We start from the raw sequence: 17,459 nt of genomic DNA on the forward strand, positions 1-17,459 counted from the left end.
TGGTCATGTGTGTCGCGCCGCCGATGTTTCGACGTCTGCCGCCCATACAATGCGCAAGGTCTGAAACGTGCCTGACCAACCGATGATCTTGAGTGGCCGCGGCGTGATCGCGGTCCTCGGCCCGACCAACACCGGCAAGACGCATTATGCAATCGAACGCATGGTCGCGCATGAAACCGGTGTCATCGGTCTTCCGCTGCGTCTTCTCGCCCGCGAAGTCTACACGCGGGTGGTCGAGCGGGTCGGCGCGCACAATGTCGCGCTCGTCACCGGCGAAGAGAAGATAACCCCGCATCTCGCCCGCTATTCCGTCTGTACCGTCGAGGCGATGCCGCGCGAAACGAAGGCCGCCTTCGTCGCGATCGACGAGGTGCAGCTGGCCGGCGATCTCGAGCGTGGGCACATCTTTACCGACCGGTTGATGCATTTGCGGGGGCGGCAGGAGACGCTGCTGCTCGGCGCGTCGACCATGCGGCCGATCCTCGAGCATCTCCTGCCGGGCATCACCATCGTCGAGCGTCCGCGCCTGTCGCAGCTCCTCTATGCCGGCTCCAAGAAGATCACGCGGCTGCCGCAGCGCTCGGCCATCGTCGCCTTCTCGGCCGACGAGGTCTATGCCATCGCGGAGCTCATCCGCCGCCAGCGGGGCGGCGCTGCCGTCGTGCTCGGCGCGCTGAGCCCACGCACGCGCAATGCACAGGTCGCGCTCTATCAGGAAGGCGAGGTCGAATATCTGGTGGCGACCGATGCCATCGGCATGGGTCTCAATCTCGACGTCGATCATGTCGCCTTCGCGCAGGACCGCAAATATGACGGCTATCAGTTCCGCAACCTCAATCCGGGCGAGCTTGCCCAGATCGCGGGCCGGGCCGGGCGGCATCTGCGCGATGGGACGTTCGGCGTCACGTCGCGCGTCGAGCCCTTCGATGACGAACTCGTCCACCGCATCGAGCAGCACCAGTTCGATCCGGTGCGCGTGCTGCAATGGCGCTCCAAGGCGCTCGACTTCACCTCGGTGACGACGCTGAAGAAGACGCTGGAAGCGCCGCCGGCCGTTCACGGCCTGACACGGGCGCTTCCGGCGGTCGATCAGCAGGCGCTCGAATTCCTGACGACGCTTCCCGAGGTCAAGGCGCTGGCGACGAATGCGCAGACGGTGGAAAAGCTCTGGGAGGCCTGCGCGCTTCCCGACTACCGGCGGATCGCGCCGGCGCAGCATGCCGATCTCATCGCCACGATCTATTCCGACCTTGTGCGACGCGGCACCGTCAACGAGGATTTCATGTCCGAGCAGGTGCGTCGGGCGGACCATACGGACGGGGAAATCGACACGCTATCGGCGCGAATCGCGCAGATCAGGACGTGGACCTATGTGTCGAACCGGCCCGGCTGGCTTGCCGATCCGACACACTGGCAGGAAAAGACGCGGGAAATCGAAGATCGATTGTCCGACGCGTTACATGAACGGTTGACGAAACGGTTCGTTGACCGCAGGACATCTGTGCTCATGAAGCGGCTGAGAGAGAATGCGATGCTGGAAGCGGAAATCAGTGTGAATGGCGATGTCTTCGTAGAGGGACATCATGTGGGACAACTCACCGGTTTCCGGTTCGTGCTGGCCACCACGACGGACGGGCTGGATGCCCGCGCCGTGCAGGGTGCCGCCCAGAAGGCGCTGGCGCTGGAGTTCGAAGCCCGTGCCGCCCGTCTGCACGCTGCCGGCAATGCCGATCTGGCGCTGTCGTCGGACGGCCTTGTGCGCTGGCTCGGCGATCCCGTCGCGCGGCTTGCCCCGAGCGAGCACATCATGCGGCCCCGCGTCATCCTGCTGGCGGATGAACAGCTGCAGGGCGCGGCGCGCGATCATGTCGCTGCCCGCATCGAGCGCTACGTCAATCACCATATCGCCACCGTGCTGAAGCCGCTCGACGACCTCTCGCGCGCCGAAGACCTGCAGGGTCTTGCCAAGGGGCTCGCCTTCCAGCTGGTCGAAAGCCTCGGTGTCCTCTTCCGGCGTGATGTCGCCGAAGACGTGAAGTCGCTCGATCAGGAGGCGCGTGCCTCGATCCGCCGCCATGGCATCCGGTTCGGCGCCTATCACATCTTCATGCCCGCGCTTCTGAAGCCGGCCCCGGCCGAACTCATCACGCTGCTCTGGGCGCTGAAGAACGATGGCCTCGACAAGCCGGGCTATGGCGAGCTTATTCCGGTTCTTGCAGCCGGCCGCACGTCGATCGTCACCGATCCGTCCTATGAGCGCATGTTCTACAAGCTTGCCGGTTTCCGCTTCCTCGGCAAGCGCGCGGTGCGCATCGATATTCTCGAGCGTCTCGCCGATCTCATTCGTCCGCTTCTGCAGTGGAAGCCGGGCACGACGGCGCGGCCGGACGGCGCTTATGACGGCCGCCGGTTCACGACCACGACCGCCATGCTGTCGATCCTGGGTGCGACGCCCGACGATATGGAAGAGATCCTGAAGGGTCTCGGCTATCGCGCCGACAGCGTGAAGCCGGAAGAGGCTGCAGCGTTTCTCGGCGCGCAGGCGCCGGCCACGAGCGCTGCTGCGCCCAAGGTCGAGACGTCTGAGGCCGAGACGGAGACAACAGAGACGTCTGACACGGAGGCATCTGACACGGAGGGCGAAACCGCTCCTACGGCCGATGCGGCCACCGCGGACGATACCTCCGATGCGACGACCGAGGAGGCCGCCGATGTGTCTGCTTCGGCCGAGGCTGAGGTCCAGGCCCCGGCTGCAAAGCCCGAAGCGGCTTCGGATGCGCCGGTTGCGACAGACGAGCCGACCGCCGAGAACGCACCTGTGTCCGAGCCGGTTGCCGAGACGGCGCCTGCTGCCGCGGATTCTGCACCGTCGGATGCCGTTGTCGGCGACGTGGCCGAAGCCGAGGTCAAGCCCGTGCTTCTCTGGCGTCCGGGTGGTCGCAGCGACAACCAGCGCCAGGGCGACCGTCGTCCCGGCCAGCGCGAGGCCCGTTCGGGCGATCGCCGTGGCGGCAACCGTCCGGGCCAGGACCGGGCCGCTTCGGCGCCGAGTGACGGTGCTGCACCGTCCGAAGGCCGGCCGCAGGGTCGGCGTGACGACCGTGACGGCGAGCGCAAGGCCGGCGGTGGTCGTGCCGACGGCGGACGTCCGGACCGCAATCGCGGCCGCGACGGCAAGCCGGGTGAGGGCGCTCGCTCCGATCAGAAGGGCGATCGTGGCGATCGCCGGGATCGCAACGACCGTCCGGGTGGCAAACCCGGTACGGGCGGCCACGGCAAATCGCAGGCACCGGCGACCTTCGAGGCCCGCCCGCCGCGCAAGGACAAGCCGATCGATCCCGATTCGCCATTTGCAAAGCTGGCTGCCCTCAAGGAGCAGATGAAGAAATAAGGAGCTGCGACGTCATGGCCGACCTGGAGATCACGCCTGCAGAGGCCGCCTCCCGCCAGCGCCTCGACAAGTGGCTCTTCTTCACGCGTCTGACGAAGTCCCGCTCGATCGCCCAGAAGGCGATCGAAGGGGGGAAGGTTCGCGTCAACGATCATCGCGTCACCCAGCCCTCGCATGCCGTGAAAACCGGCGATGTCGTGATGTTGTCGCTCGACCGTCGCGATGTCACGGTGCGCATGAGCAGCGGCGGCAGCCGGCGCGGCCCCTATGAGGAAGCGCGACGGCTCTATGACGACCTGACGCCCGCGCCCGTTCCCGGAGAACGCCTGACGCCTTTCGAGCAGGCGACGCGGGAGCCGGGCAGTGGCCGACCGACCAAGCGGGAGCGCCGCGAGATCGATCGGTTGCAGGACGGGTGGGACGGCGGCGGCGAGGAGTAAAATCCTCCTTTTCCGGGGCTTGGATTGGAACGCAAGAGCCTTGCAAAGGTTGGGCAAAGCCGTTACCTCACCCAACAACACCGGGAATGCCACGGGGCGCGATGCGCTGAGGCCCGACGATCTGGGCCCATGCTGCGGGTTCGGGCAAACCCTGGCTGCAGGCCGGCGCAAACAGCACCGGACCATGTGGTTCTTCTGATGATCGGGCCCTCGGGCCGAAAGCTGTGTGATCCTCGCTCACCCCAAGGCTTCCCAAGCGCCCGGGTTCGAGACGAGACCGACTGGAGTGAGAGCATGACCTACGTCGTCACCGACAATTGCATTCGCTGCAAGTACACCGACTGCGTCGAGGTGTGCCCGGTCGACTGCTTTTACGAAGGCGAGAATTTCCTGGTCATCCATCCGGACGAGTGCATCGATTGCGGCGTCTGCGAGCCGGAATGTCCGGCAGGCGCGATCAAGCCGGATACCGAGCCGGGCCTCGACATGTGGCTCAAGGTGAACGCCGATTTTTCGACGCAGTGGCCGAACATCACGATCAAGCGCGACGAAATGCCGGAAGCCAAGGAAATGGACGGGATTGAAGGGAAGTACGAAAAGTTCTTCTCGCCCAACCCGGGTCAGGGCGACTAAGGTCGCCTGGCCGCGCGCTCTGCAGCGCGTGATTCGATAGCGGTCTCCTCGAGGGAAACCGGCACGCCGTTTTTAACGACATGCGGCGAAGCTTGCCTGTGGCTTAAGCAAAACATTGATTTCGACAGATTTTTGTGGTAGGGTCCGGATACTGATCCACATCGTGGCACTTTCGCGTGCCCGAACCATCACGAAAGCAAATTCTCCTTCGCCGCGGTTCATGTCTCCATGCAACGTCCGTTGCCTGTGTGTGATCTGTTTGCCGAAGCATTTGAATTCGTTTGGGGAGTTTCAGTAAGGAGTGACCCGCAGGATGCCCGTCCATCCCGGGCCTGACTGACCCGACCCCGGCCCATGCCGGGAGCGTAACAGGGAGTTTTTGAAACGAATGACGACCCAGCAGAAAAAATCCTCCACGCGCCATGGCTTTAAAACCGGTGAATCGATTGTTTATCCGGCGCATGGTGTTGGACAAATCGTCGCTATCGAAGAGCAGGTTGTCGCCGGAATGTCTCTTGAATTGTTCGTGATCGATTTCGACAAGGACAAGATGCGCCTCAAGGTGCCGGTCGCCAAGGCCGTCAGCATCGGTATGCGCAAGCTTTCGGAGACGGATTTCGTCGAGCGTGCGTTGAAGGTCGTCCAAGGCAAGGCACGCGTCAAGCGGACCATGTGGTCTCGCCGTGCGCAGGAATATGATGCCAAGATCAATTCCGGCGACCTGATCGCCATCGCGGAAGTCGTTCGCGATCTGTACCGTGCCGAAAATCAGCCGGAACAGTCCTATTCCGAACGGCAGCTTTACGAGGCCGCTCTCGACCGCATGGCGCGCGAAATTGCCGCCGTCAACAAGATGTCCGGCACCGAGGCCGTGCGTCTGGTCGAGGCAAACCTTGCCAAGGGTCCCAAGCGCGGCAAGACCGTCGAGGAAGACGAAACTCAGGAAGAAGAAGCCGCATAATCGGTTCCGCTTCTCTCTGTTCAAAAACCCTGCCTTGAAAGAGGCGGGGTTTTTTTATGCCGTCTGGCGGGCACGGGATGCCGGGGTTGCGCGGATCACCGCCGCCGCTGCCTTGCTCGATGACCATGCCGCCGATCGCTGATAAGGGCCGATCGTCGCGCTGCAGGCGCTTCTCACGGAGATCAGGATACGTGCCGCGGGATGCGTCCGGAGCGCACAAGCGGGGCCCTCTGGGCCGCTGTGGTATCAGGACCGGGTCCTTCACGCCGGCACAAAAAAGCCCCGCCTTTGGTAAGGCAGGGCTTCATGTTCAGGTCGGGCGCGAAGCTTTAAGCGGCGCCGGCCGTACGGCTCTTTTCGAAACGCTTGCGGTCGTTCGGGTCGAGGTACATCTTGCGCAGGCGGATGGACTTCGGGGTCACTTCCATCAGCTCGTCATCCTGGATCCAGGAGAGCGCGCGGTCCAGCGTCATGCGGATCGGCGGGGTCAGCTTCACGGCTTCATCCTTGCCGGCGGCGCGGATGTTGGTGAGCTGCTTGCCCTTGAGCACGTTGACCTCGAGGTCGTTGTCGCGCGAGTGAATGCCGATGATCATGCCGGCATAGACCTTCTCGCCGGGCTCGATGATCATCGGGCCGCGATCTTCCAGGTTGAACATGGCATAGGCCACGGCCTCACCCGAGCCATTGGCAAGCAGAACGCCGTTGACGCGGCCGCCGATGGAGCCCTTGAAGGGCTGGTAGTCGTGGAACAGGCGGTTCATGATCGCCGTGCCGCGCGTGTCGGTCAGAAGTTCCGACTGGTAGCCGATAAGGCCGCGTGTCGGTGCGTAGAAGCGCAGGCGCAGGCGGTTGCCGCCCGAGGGACGCAGCTCGACCATTTCGGCCTTGCGCTCGGACATCTTCTGCACGACGACGCCGGAGTGCTCTTCATCAACGTCGATGACGACTTCCTCGATCGGCTCCAGCAGCGTGCCGTCTTCGTCCTTGTGCATGACGACGCGGGGACGCGACACGGCAAGCTCGAAGCCTTCGCGGCGCATGGTTTCGATGAGAACGGCGAGCTGCAATTCGCCGCGGCCGGACACGTAGAACGAATCCTTGCCTTCGGCTTCCTCGATCTTCAGTGCGACGTTGCCTTCGGCTTCCTTCAGCAGGCGGTCGCGGATGACGCGGCTCGTGACCTTGTCGCCTTCGGTGCCGGCAAGCGGGCTGTCGTTGACGATGAAGGACATGGTGACGGTCGGCGGATCGATCGGCTGCGCCTTCATCGGCTCGGTGACCGAGGGGTCGCAGAACGTGTCGGCGACGGTGCCCTTGGAAAGGCCGGCGATCGCGACGATGTCACCTGCCTGCGCTTCTTCGATGGCCGTACGCTCGATGCCGCGGAAGGCGAGGATCTTGGAGATGCGGCCGGTTTCCACCAGCTTGCCGTCCTGGCCCAGAACCTTGACGGCCTGGTTCGCCTTGATCGTGCCGGATGCGATGCGGCCGGTGATGATGCGGCCGAGGAAGGGGTTGGCTTCCAGAATCGTACCGATCAGACGGAAGGGGCCTTCTTCGACGGTCGGCTCGGGAACGTGCTTCAGCACGAGATCGAGAAGCGGTGCGAGACCCTCGTCCTTCGGGCCTTCCGGGTTGACGTTCATCCAGCCATCGCGGCCCGAACCGTAGAGGATCGGGAAGTCGAGCTGCTCGTCGGTGGCGTCGAGGTTTGCAAAGAGGTCGAACACCTCGTTGATGACTTCCTCGTGGCGGCCGTCCGGACGGTCGATCTTGTTGATCGCGACGATCGGGCGAAGGCCGACCTTCAGCGCCTTGGAGACCACGAACTTGGTCTGCGGCATCGGGCCTTCCGAGCTGTCGACCAGAACGATCGCGCCATCCACCATCGACAGGATACGTTCGACTTCGCCGCCGAAGTCGGCGTGGCCGGGGGTGTCGACGATGTTGATGCGGACGCCCTTCCACTCGATCGAGGTCGCCTTGGCAAGAATGGTGATGCCGCGTTCCTTTTCGAGGTCGTTCGAGTCCATCATGCGCTCGACGGTGCGCTGATTTTCACGGAACGAGCCCGACTGCTTCAGGAGCTCGTCGACAAGGGTCGTTTTCCCATGGTCGACGTGTGCGATGATCGCGATATTGCGCATATTCATGATTTGGGTATCCGGGGGCTCGGGGCGTGTCTTGGGAACGCCGCAACTTCATTGTCCGGGCTCTTACATGTTTTTTTGCAAATGCGAAAGAGGGTGCCCGGCGCTCGCTTCGATGAGCGCCGGTTCGGGCCTTTCTCAGGCGTCGCTGCCGGCCAGCGCCTCGGTAACGCCAAGACCCTTCTTGCGCAGCATGGCGTCCGGGCTCGGCAGCTTGCCGCGGAAGGCGGTATAGGTGACTTCGGGGTCGATCGATCCGCCGACGGAATAGATATGGTCGCGCAGCCGCTTGGCCATGGCGGGATCGAACGGATTTCCGGTTTCCTCGAAGGCCGAGAAGGCATCCGCATCCAGCACTTCCGACCACATGTAGGAATAGTAGCCGGCCGAATAGCCGTCGCCGGCGAAGATGTGCTGGAAGTGCGGCGAGCGGTGCCGCATGGTGATCGACTGCGGCATGCCAAGGCGCTGCAGCACGGCCGCCTCGAATGCGGCGGGATCATCGACGCTGCCGGCCGTGTGGTAGGCCATATCGACCAGGGCCGAGGCGGTGAACTCGACCGTGTTGAAGCCGGCATTGAAGGTGCGCGCGGCCATCACCTTGTCGAACAGCGCCTGCGGCATTGGTTCGCCGGTCGCCTCATGCACGGCGTAGCGTTTGAGGATATCGGGCACCGTCAGCCAGTGCTCGTAGAGCTGGGAGGGAAGCTCGACGAAGTCGCGGGAGACGCTTGTCCCGGAGACGGACGGATAGGTCACATTCGAGAGCATGCCATGCAGGCCGTGGCCGAACTCGTGGAAGAGCGTGCGGGCGTCGTCGAGGGACAGCAGCGCCGCCTTGCCGTCGGCCGGCTTGGCGAAGTTGCACACATTGTAGACGATCGGCAGTTCCCCCTGTGCGCCATTGGGCAGAGGCAGGCGATGCTGCGACTGGAAGGCGCTCATCCAGGCGCCGGAGCGTTTCGACGACCGGGCGAAATAATCGCCGAGGAAGAGCGCGACGAGCGTGCCGTCCGCATTGCGGATGTCGAAGACGCGAACATCCGGGTGATAGCCCCGCACGCCGGTCTTTTCCGTGGCGGTAATGCCGAACAGCCGGTTTGCGACATCGAAGCAGGCGTCGATGATGCGATCGAGCTGCAGATAGGGCTTCAGTTCGCTTTCGGAGAAATCAAACCGCTCGGCGCGGAGCTTTTCGGCATAATGCCGCCAGTCCCAGGGCATGACGGGATGGTTGCGACCCTCGCGAGCGATGAGCGCTGCAAGATCCGCCTCCTCCCGGCGCGCCTGGGCAACGGCCTTTTCCCACACGGCGCTCAAGAGGCCGTTCACGGCGTCCGGTGTCTTTGCCATGGTGTTGTCGAGCTTCAGTGCGGCATAGCTCTCGTAGCCCAGCAGTTTCGCCTTTTCCGCGCGCAGGGCGAGCGTCTCCCGGATGACGGCGCCATTGTCCGTCGCGCCGCCGTTCTCGCCGCGGGACGACCATGCACGGAAGGCCTTCTCGCGAAGATCGCGATTGTCGGAGAAGGTCAGGAACGGCTCGACGATCGAGCGGGAAAGAGTGACGGCATACCCGCCCTCCGCGGCGCCCTCCCGGGCGGCCGCGGCCATCGCGTCGCGCAGGAAGCCCGGAAGGCCGGCGAGATCCGCCTCATCGGTCAGGATCAGCGACCAGCCTTTTTCGTCGGCGAGCACGTTCTGCCCGAATGCGGCCCCGAGACCCGCAAGCCGTTCGTTGATCGCGGCAAGGCGCTCCTGCTCGGGCTTGGCAAGCTGCGCACCGGATTTGACGAAGCCTTTCCAGTGGCGCTCCAGCACGCGCGATTGTTCCAGAGACAGGCCCAGCGCTTCGCGCTGGTTCCACAGCGTATCGATCCGGGCGAAGAGGACGGCATCCATGCCGATCTTCGAATAGTGGCGCGACATCTTCGGGGCGATCTCGCGCTCCAGCGACTGGATCGTTTCATTGGTATGGGCACCGGCGCGGTTCCAGAAGAGCGCCGACACGCGGGACAGGCGATCGCCTGCGATCTCAAGGGCCGTGATGGTGTTTTCGAAGGTCGGCATATCCGGATGATGGGCGATGCCGGCGATCTCCGTTTCGTGCTCGGCAAGGGCCGCATCGAAAGCCGGCGCAAAATCGGTGTCTGCGACCGCTTCGAAGTTCGGCAGCCCGCTCGGACCAGTCCATTCTGTCAAGGCGGGGTTCAGATCGGGCGTGGCCATCGTCAAAATCCTTCGGGAAACGGTCTGTGGTCGTAAGATATCCGGGTTCGGCGAGTCATACTCGGTGGCGAAAGAGGTAGCACTGCGGCAGGGCGTTGTGCAAAAGACCGGTTCAGGGGATCCCGGTTGCCTCCCTGCTTCGGAAATGATAAGAAAAGCTTATTGCATTTATTCTGAAACAGGAATGGGTCTAGTGCGTTATGCAGCGGCGATCCTCGCCTGTCATCCCCGACGTGGCGGCGCATCACGGAGACCTCATGACCGTCCGACTGGAAGCCGATACTGTCGGCATGCTTCTCACCGACGTTTCCCGGCTGCTGCGTAGCGCCTTCGACCGGCGGATCAATGCCGCCAATCTCGGCGTGACCCCGGGCGAAGCGCGCGCCCTCATCCAGGTGGCGGTGAACCAGCGCATCAAGCAGGCCGATATCGCCATCCGCATGGGCATCGAGCCGATGACGCTCTCGACCTATCTCGATCGACTGGAGGCGCTGGGCTTCGTCGAGCGGATCCCCGATCCGTCGGACCGGCGCGCGAAAAACGTGGTCGCAACACCAGCGGCCGACGGCGTGCTGCTCGACATCCGGACGCATGTCCGCGCGCTGATGGACGAGGTTACTGCCGGGCACGATGCCGCGGAGCTCGAAATCCTGCGGTGCAGCCTCAAGGTGATGCGCGACAATCTGCACGACCTCGACCGCAATCCGGCGCCGTCCGCCGCACCGGGAGCGACGCCGGCCGGAGAGGCCGATCCGGCGAATGCCGTGCAGCCGGCCGATCGAACGCGTCCATGAAAGGTACGCGTCCATGAAAGGTGCGGCACGCGGACGCATGAGCGAGCGTCGCACCAGCATGCTCGGCGCGCTGCTTGCTACGCTCGGGCCGATTTCCATGTCGATCTACACGCCGGCCATGCCGCAGCTGGTGAGCGCCTTTTCCAGCACGGAGTCGATGATCAAGCTGACATTGACCGTCTACTTCGCCGGTTTCTCGCTGGCGCAACTCGTGTCCGGCCCGTTTTCCGATGCTTTCGGGAGGCGGACCGCCACTTTGCTCTTTGTCGGCATCAATGCGGTCGGTGGTCTTATCTGCGTCCTCTCGCCGGATGTGAGCTGGCTGCTCGCCGGGCGGCTGGTGCAGGGCATCGGTGCCTCTGTCGGCATCACGGTCGCGCGGGCGGTCGTGCGGGACCAGTTCACGGGCGCGGAGGCGTCGCGGATCATGAACCTGATCGGGATCATGCTGGCCATCGGCCCTGCCATGGCGCCGGCGATCGGCGGGCTATTGCTGGTCGCCTTCGGATGGCACGCGATCTTCCTGACGCTGATCGGGTTTTCGCTGACGATCATCCTCTCCGTGTTCCTTTTCATGCGGGAAACGGGACGGCCGGATCCGGCCCTCGCGAAACCAAGGCGGGTTGCCGCCTCCTATCTGGAGGTGCTTGGCGATTTCCGGTTTCTCGCGGCCACGGGTGTGCTGGGCGGGTCGATCGGTTCGCTCTATGCGCAGGCGACCATGCTGCCGTTCATCCTGATCGACCGGGTCGGGCTGTCGCCCACGGCCTTCGGGCTTGGCATGCTCATGCAGTCGGGGTTCTATTTTCTCGGATCGGTCTGCCTGCGGTTGACCTCGGCGCGGCTTGGCGGCGAGCGGTCCGTGCAGCTAGGGCTGGCGATGCTCGGCTCGGGTGGCGTGCTGATCGCGCTCTCGACGCATCTCCTGCCGCCGACCTATCTTTCGGTCATGGCGCCGGTTGCTTTCTCAAGCTTCGGCATCGCCTTCCTGACGCCGCATATGACAACGGCGGCGCTCCAGTCGTTCCCGCATATCGCGGGATCTGCCTCCGCCATGCTCGGCTTTATCCAGATGGCCAGCGGGTTTCTCGGAGGCTTGGCGGCAGCGCTCGTCGGCGCGCCGTTGATCGCGTTCGGCACGATCATTCCGCTGATGTGCCTGCTGGCCGTTGTGTCCTATCTGGCCTTCGTGCGCCTGACGCAGGCCGCCGTGGCAACCTGATGCGCTTGGCCGGAGCGGCCGGTTTCCCGACCGCGCCGGCTTGTTCGCTTACCGGTTGCGGTTGCGGGCGGCGAGGGTGCGCAGGCGCAATGCGTTCAGCTTGATGAAGCCGGCCGCGTCCTTCTGGTCGTAGGCGCCCTGGTCGTCCTCGAAGGTGACCAGCTTGTCGGAGTAGAGCGACTTTTCGCTCGTCCGGCCGATGACCATGACATTGCCCTTGTAGAGCTTCAGCGTCACGTCGCCTTCCACATGCTCCTGGCTCTTGTCGATCAGGGCCTGCAGCATGTCGCGCTCGGGCGAGAACCAGAAGCCGTAATAGATCAGCTCGGCGTAGCGCGGCATGATCTCGTCCTTGAGGTGGGCGGCACCCCGGTCGAGCGTGATGCTTTCGATGGCGCGGTGGGCGGTCAAGAGGATGGTGCCGCCGGGCGTTTCGTAGATGCCGCGCGACTTCATGCCGACGAAGCGATTTTCCACGAGGTCGAGACGGCCGATGCCATTGTCGCGGCCAAGGGCGTTCAAGGCCGTGAGGATGGACGCGGGGCTCATTTCCTTGCCGTCGATCGAGACAGCGTCGCCCTTGCGGAAGCCGATCGTGACGGTGGTTGCCACATCCGGCGCCTCTTCGGGCGAGATGGTGCGCATATAGACGTAGTTGGGCGCTTCCTGAGCCGGGTCTTCCAAAACCTTGCCTTCGGACGAGGAGTGCAACAGGTTGGCATCGACCGAGAAGGGCGCTTCGCCCTTCTTGTCCTTGGCGACCGGGATCTGGTGCTTTTCGGCAAACTCCAGCAGATCGGTGCGGCTCTTGAAGGCCCAGTCGCGCCAGGGGGCGATGATCTTGATGTCGGGGTTGAGCGCATAGGCGGAAAGCTCGAAGCGGACCTGGTCGTTGCCCTTGCCGGTCGCGCCATGCGCGATCGCGTCTGCACCGGTTTCCCGGGCGATGTCGATCAGGTGCTTGGAGATCAGCGGGCGGGCGATCGAGGTGCCGAGCAGATAGACGCCTTCGTAGACGGCGTTGGCGCGGAACATCGGGAAGACGAAGTCGCGCACGAACTCCTCGCGGACATCCTTGATGAAGATGTCCTTGATGCCCATCATCTCGGCCTTCTTGCGCGCCGGCTCCAGCTCCTCGCCCTGGCCGAGATCGGCGGTGAAGGTCACGACCTCCGCGCCGAGTTCCGTCTGCAGCCATTTGAGGATGATGGATGTGTCGAGCCCGCCCGAGTAAGCGAGCACGACCTTCTTGACGTCTTTGGGAAGTGCCATGGTGATCCGTTCCGTCTGAGGTAAAGCGAGTAAAGGGGGTGAACGGCGGCAGAATACGCCGTGTCTCTTCGAAATGGCGGAACTCTTACTGCATATCGCCGAAATCCGAAATCCCGCCTCGGGAGAAAATCGCGGTGTCGCTCAGGGCCTTTCAGGCGAGATCGAGGCCCATCTGCCAGAAGTCGGCCTCCAGCCGGGTCGCCTTGCCGAAGATCCCGGAGAGGCGCGAGACGGCGTTCTCGTCGAGGCTTGCAAGCCGGCGGTCGAGCCAGTCGATCTCGCTTCGCACGAGCGCCTGATAGTCCGGGCTCGCATACATCTCGATCCAGGCCGTGTAGGGATTGCCGTCCGTTTTCAGGAAGGGCCGATCCTTGAGCCAGAGCGCAATCTCGCCGTAGCCGATGATGCAGGGTGCAAGCGCCACGTGCAGGTCGAGGAGGTCGCCGTCGAGGCCCGTTTCAAGGACGTAATCGGTATAGGCAAGGGTCGCTGGCGATGGCGTCACATCGGCTAGCGCCTTTTCCGCAATGCCCCATTCGGCGCAATAGCCGACATGCAGACCGATCTCGACCTCCACGATGGCCTTCAGGCTCTCCAGTCCCTGTCGGATCTCATCGAGATCCCGGCTCTTGTAGACCGCAAGGCCCCAGGCGCGGGCGAAATGGACGAGGAAAAGATAGTCCTGTTTCAGATAATGGCGGAAGGCGTCTTCGGGCAGCGTTCCGTCTCCGAGCCGGCAAACGAAATCATGTTCGCGATAGGCCCGCCATTCCGCAGCGTGCCGACGTTTCAGCGTTTCGAAGGAGGATGTCATTCAGGTGCCCTCTGCGAGGATGGGGAGGTTCTTGCCTTGCCAGGGAATAGCTGCAAAAGCTGGGAAAGCACAGAACCCTTCCGCGAGACGATGTCATGGACTTCATTCCCAGCCTTCCGATCCTGCTCGCCTTTGCCGTGGCAAGCCTTCTGCTCGCGATCACGCCCGGTCCCGACATGACGCTCTGGATCAGCCGGGCGCTGAGCCAGGGACGCGCGGCGGCGTTCCAGGTCAGTCTGGGGACCAATCTCGGCTGCCTGGTCCACACCTTCCTCGTCGCCTTCGGCGTCTCGGCGCTCGTCACCGCCTCTCCGACCGCCTTCTTCGTGCTGAAGACCGGTGGTGCGGCCTACCTGCTTTACATTGCCGTTCAGGCGATCCGTTATGGATCGAGTCTTTCGGTGAAGCGCACCGAGGCGCCCAAGGCATCGGCCATGGCGAACATCCTGTCCGGCCTGTCGGTCAATCTGCTCAACCCCAAGGTCATCATCTTCTTCATGACCTTCCTGCCGCAATTCGTCACGGCGGGAGATCCGAACCTTCGAACGAAGCTGATCGTGCTCGGGCTGATCCTGATTGCTGTGTCGCTGCCGATCAACATCGCGGTCGTGCTGACGGCGGACAAGCTTTCCGGATGGCTCCAGGCACGTCCGAGCGTCATGCGCGCGATCGACTACGTGTTTGCAGGGGTGTTTTCACTGTTTGCGGTGAAGATCGTACTCACGCAGGCGCGATGAGCGGACGTCAGTGCGAGTGCTTCTTGGCAAGCTCGCGCTTCTGGTCGCGACGCGTTATCGCGAGCATGACAAGCCCGAAGCCGATGGCTGCCGTCGGGGTGATCAGAAAGGTCATGAACTGTGCGATGGTCATGCGATCAATCCCTTCAAAACACGTCTTGCCAATAAATGTAGTATGATCGAGGTGGAAACACAAACGACGCTCGTCAGGCTTGACGAGATCGTGATGGTTTGAAGGCCGCTGCCGAAGCCGGCAGCGACAGGTGCAAATCCACCGATAGCGAAAATCGAAATTGCGGCACCGTTGAAATAGGTCGCCGTCAGCTTCGTTCGCTCGTTGTGGATCAGGCTCATCTCAATCGTCGGCGCCGTGATTGGCGATCATCATCGCTTCGAAGGCCATGCGGTCGACCTTGCGCATGCGCTCGGATTCCGACTTCAACTGGCCGCAGGCGGCGAGGATATCGCGGCCGCGCGGGGTGCGGATGGGCGAGGCATAGCCGGCGGCGTTGATGAAGTCGGCGAATTTCTCGATCTGCTCCCATTGGGAACACTGGTAGTTCGTGCCCGGCCAGGGGTTGAACGGGATCAAGTTGATCTTGGCAGGCACGCCCTTCAAGAGCTTCACCAGTTCCTTGGCATCCTCGAGGCTGTCGTTAACGCCTTCCAGCATGACATATTCGAAGGTGATGCGGCGCGCGTTGGAAAGACCGGGATAGGCGCGGCATGCGTCCATCAGATCCTTCAGCGGATATTTTTTGTTGATCGGCACCAGCATGTCGCGCAGGTCGTCCCGCACGGCATGGAGCGAGATCGCCAGCATGACGCCGATTTCCGCGCCGGTGCGGTAGATCTCCGGAACGATGCCGGAGGTCGAAAGCGTCACGCGGCGCTTCGACAGAGAGAGGCCGTCGCCATCGGTTGCGATCAGGAGGGCGGTCTTGACGCTCTCGAAATTGTAGAGCGGCTCGCCCATGCCCATCATCACGACGTTGGAGACCTTGCGGCCCTCGGCCGGTGCGATCGTGCCGGGCGGCGTGTCGCGGTCCGGGAAATCACCGAGACGGTCGCGCGCGAGCAGAAGCTGGGAGAGGATCTCTTCAGCCGTGAGATTGCGCACGAGCTTCTGCGTGCCGGTGTGGCAGAAGGAACAGGTCAGCGTGCAGCCGACCTGGCTCGAAATGCAGAGCGTTCCCCGGCCTTCCTCGGGAATATAGACCGTTTCGATCTCGACCGGGCGCCCGGCGCCGCGTGCGGGGAACCGGAGAAGCCATTTCCGCGTGCCGTCGGTTGAGATCTGCTCGTCGACGATCTCGGGCCGGGCGATGGTGAAGTGCCGCTTCAGCATCTCCCGCATATCCTTGGAGACATTCGTCATATGGTCGAAGTCCGAGACCCCGCGAACGTAGAGCCAGTGCCAGAGCTGGCTGACGCGCATCTTCACCTGACGTTCGGCCACGCCGACTTCGGCCAGCGCCTTGCCCATCTCCTCGCGCGTGAGGCCGATGAGGGTGGGCATTTCCGACAGCGCCACAGGTCGGGCGGCGGGGCGTACGGGACGGTCGAGGGAGAGGATATCGGTCATAACGCAATGTTCCTGTCGCAGCTTTGCCCGCCACGCCAAACGGTTCCCCTTCGGTTGGACGAGAGGGACGGAAAGGCGGAACGGGAGCAGGCTATATCCGGCGCACGAGGAGCGTCTCACCCGTGCAGCCTGTCATTGATGCCGCGTCTAGCATGATTTTGGCTGGGCGTCACCTCCCGCCGCTGCAAGCGGGCCTGACCATGCCCGGCGACCATGCGGAATGACGATGCGATGTCGCCGGCCCAAAACGACAAAGGCCGGCACGTGCCGGCCTTCGATCGATCCGCGTTGCGGAGGTGATTACTTGCAGCTTTCGATCTGTTTCAGGGCAGCCGAGATGCCGGACAGCGAATAGGAATAGTTGGTCTGCGTGCCCTTGCGCGATTTCGCGATGACGGACATGGCCTTGCCGACCTTCATCGCTGCAACCAGAGCCGGCTCTTCGGCAGCGTTCTCGACCCAGGCCGAGTTGCCCTTGGTGAAAAGGGTGAAGTTCTTGGCGTCGATCGTGACGGTGACCTTGGAGTTTTCCTGAAGGGCGTAACCCATCATGGCCTGCGGCTCGTAGGAGATGTTCTGGCCGGGTCTCTGGGACACCAGGAAGAAGACGTCGCCATGATCGACATTGGCCGGGCTCTTTTCCTTCGGCACGGACAGAACGTAGCAGACCTTCGACTTGCCCGACTGGTAGGAATAGGCACCCCATGCGTTGAACTGCTGGATGCGCGTCGGAGACTGTGCCGAAGCGATGCCTGCGCCAGCGAGTAGGATTGCGAGTGCGGTTGAGAGCTGTCTTACAAACATCTTGTCCTGCCGGTTGTCTTGCTGCCAGCGCCCGTCCGTGGCCGGGCGATGCATGGTCGCGATTACGATTATTGTGACTTCATTCAGGTTACCAAACCGTCAACATCACAGGAATAAGGCAGGAGCGTGCAGAAATGCAGCGGGCGGACCCGATAAGCTTGCGACAACGGGCACGTCGTCGCACCCCGTCGCCTTGACCCTGCCCGTCGCCTTATTTCTGAACGTCCCCTCCGGCGGCCTGCTCATTCCCTCCGCGTGATATCCTCGACCGACTGTCGATATCTGCGACACGCGGCCGTCAAAGAGATGAGATTGGCTGATCGGTACCAGAAGAGCATCCGATTTTGTGTGAAATCCACCCCAAGGACGGCTAATGTCACAAAGAATCGGGCAACAGTTTGACGTTTCCCGAATGAGCTTTACCTGT

Annotated in this window: 15 protein-coding genes; 7 read left to right on the top strand and 8 right to left on the bottom strand. The window is 63.1% G+C overall.

The features are described 5' to 3' along the window. The first annotated feature begins 82 nt into the window (after positions 1–82). The 4 genes from C8J36_RS12265 (at position 83) to C8J36_RS12280 (ending at position 5,425) form a co-directional block, all read left to right on the top strand. Positions 83–3,391: a helicase-related protein gene (locus C8J36_RS12265; RefSeq protein ID WP_165915045.1), complete on the top strand. Its 3,309-nt coding sequence runs from the start codon at positions 83–85 to the stop codon at positions 3,389–3,391. Positions 3,392–3,405: 14 nt separating this feature from the next. Further along, on the top strand, positions 3,406–3,831 hold the full coding sequence (locus C8J36_RS12270) for an RNA-binding S4 domain-containing protein (RefSeq protein WP_132535250.1): 426 nt from the start codon (positions 3,406–3,408) through the stop codon (positions 3,829–3,831). Positions 3,832–4,125: 294 nt separating this feature from the next. Continuing rightward, a complete protein-coding gene (gene fdxA / locus C8J36_RS12275) occupies positions 4,126–4,464 on the top strand; it encodes a ferredoxin FdxA (RefSeq protein WP_062596353.1) in 339 nt (112 codons plus the stop codon). Positions 4,465–4,852: 388 nt separating this feature from the next. Continuing rightward, the gene (locus C8J36_RS12280) at positions 4,853–5,425 is read left to right on the top strand and encodes a CarD family transcriptional regulator (RefSeq protein ID WP_062596352.1); all 573 of its coding nucleotides are present in this window, start codon (positions 4,853–4,855) and stop codon (positions 5,423–5,425) included. 329 nt (positions 5,426–5,754) lie between these two features. Here C8J36_RS12280 and typA read toward each other — a convergent pair whose 3' ends face one another. Both typA and C8J36_RS12290 read right to left on the bottom strand, forming a co-directional pair. Continuing rightward, positions 5,755–7,581, bottom strand: a complete 1,827-nt coding sequence (gene typA, locus C8J36_RS12285) for a translational GTPase TypA (protein WP_062596351.1) — start codon at positions 7,579–7,581, stop codon at positions 5,755–5,757. A gap of 135 nt (positions 7,582–7,716) precedes the next feature. Continuing rightward, on the bottom strand, positions 7,717–9,804 hold the full coding sequence (locus C8J36_RS12290; RefSeq protein WP_165915040.1) for a M3 family metallopeptidase: 2,088 nt from the start codon (positions 9,802–9,804) through the stop codon (positions 7,717–7,719). Positions 9,805–10,061: 257 nt separating this feature from the next. Here C8J36_RS12290 and C8J36_RS12295 point away from each other — a divergent pair, with 257 nt between their 5' ends. Continuing rightward, entirely contained in the window at positions 10,062–10,598 is a 537-nt protein-coding gene (locus tag C8J36_RS12295) for a MarR family transcriptional regulator (RefSeq protein WP_132535254.1), read from the top strand. A gap of 13 nt (positions 10,599–10,611) precedes the next feature. Next, a complete protein-coding gene (locus C8J36_RS12300) occupies positions 10,612–11,820 on the top strand; it encodes a multidrug effflux MFS transporter (protein WP_245506538.1) in 1,209 nt (402 codons plus the stop codon). Positions 11,821–11,868: 48 nt separating this feature from the next. Here C8J36_RS12300 and C8J36_RS12305 read toward each other — a convergent pair whose 3' ends face one another. Next, positions 11,869–13,092, bottom strand: coding sequence for an argininosuccinate synthase (locus C8J36_RS12305; protein WP_132535256.1), 1,224 nt, complete (start codon positions 13,090–13,092; stop codon positions 11,869–11,871). 151 nt (positions 13,093–13,243) lie between these two features. Then, a complete protein-coding gene (tenA, locus tag C8J36_RS12310) occupies positions 13,244–13,906 on the bottom strand; it encodes a thiaminase II (RefSeq protein ID WP_132535258.1) in 663 nt (220 codons plus the stop codon). 95 nt (positions 13,907–14,001) lie between these two features. On the opposite strand from tenA, the gene C8J36_RS12315 reads away from it, so the two are divergent. Then, entirely contained in the window at positions 14,002–14,643 is a 642-nt protein-coding gene (locus tag C8J36_RS12315; RefSeq protein WP_132535259.1) for a LysE family translocator, read from the top strand. A 7-nt stretch (positions 14,644–14,650) separates the two neighbouring features. Here C8J36_RS12315 and C8J36_RS25615 read toward each other — a convergent pair whose 3' ends face one another. From C8J36_RS25615 to C8J36_RS12330, 4 genes are all read right to left on the bottom strand, one after another. Continuing rightward, positions 14,651–14,776: a hypothetical protein gene (locus C8J36_RS25615; protein ID WP_277995975.1), complete on the bottom strand. Its 126-nt coding sequence runs from the start codon at positions 14,774–14,776 to the stop codon at positions 14,651–14,653. Further along, on the bottom strand, positions 14,773–14,997 hold the full coding sequence (locus C8J36_RS12320) for an amino acid transporter (RefSeq protein WP_244481265.1): 225 nt from the start codon (positions 14,995–14,997) through the stop codon (positions 14,773–14,775). The genes C8J36_RS25615 and C8J36_RS12320 overlap by 4 nt, the downstream gene beginning before the upstream one ends. A gap of 1 nt (position 14,998) precedes the next feature. Then, the gene (rlmN, locus tag C8J36_RS12325) at positions 14,999–16,228 is read right to left on the bottom strand and encodes a 23S rRNA (adenine(2503)-C(2))-methyltransferase RlmN (protein WP_132535260.1); all 1,230 of its coding nucleotides are present in this window, start codon (positions 16,226–16,228) and stop codon (positions 14,999–15,001) included. A gap of 300 nt (positions 16,229–16,528) precedes the next feature. Beyond that, positions 16,529–17,032 (bottom strand): invasion associated locus B family protein, encoded by a 504-nt coding sequence (locus C8J36_RS12330; protein ID WP_132535261.1) that lies wholly within the window; start codon positions 17,030–17,032, stop codon positions 16,529–16,531. Positions 17,033–17,459: the final 427 nt, after the last annotated feature.

Source organism: Rhizobium sp. PP-F2F-G48 (assembly GCF_004342335.1).
Classification (GTDB): Bacteria; Pseudomonadota; Alphaproteobacteria; order Rhizobiales; family Rhizobiaceae; genus Ferranicluibacter.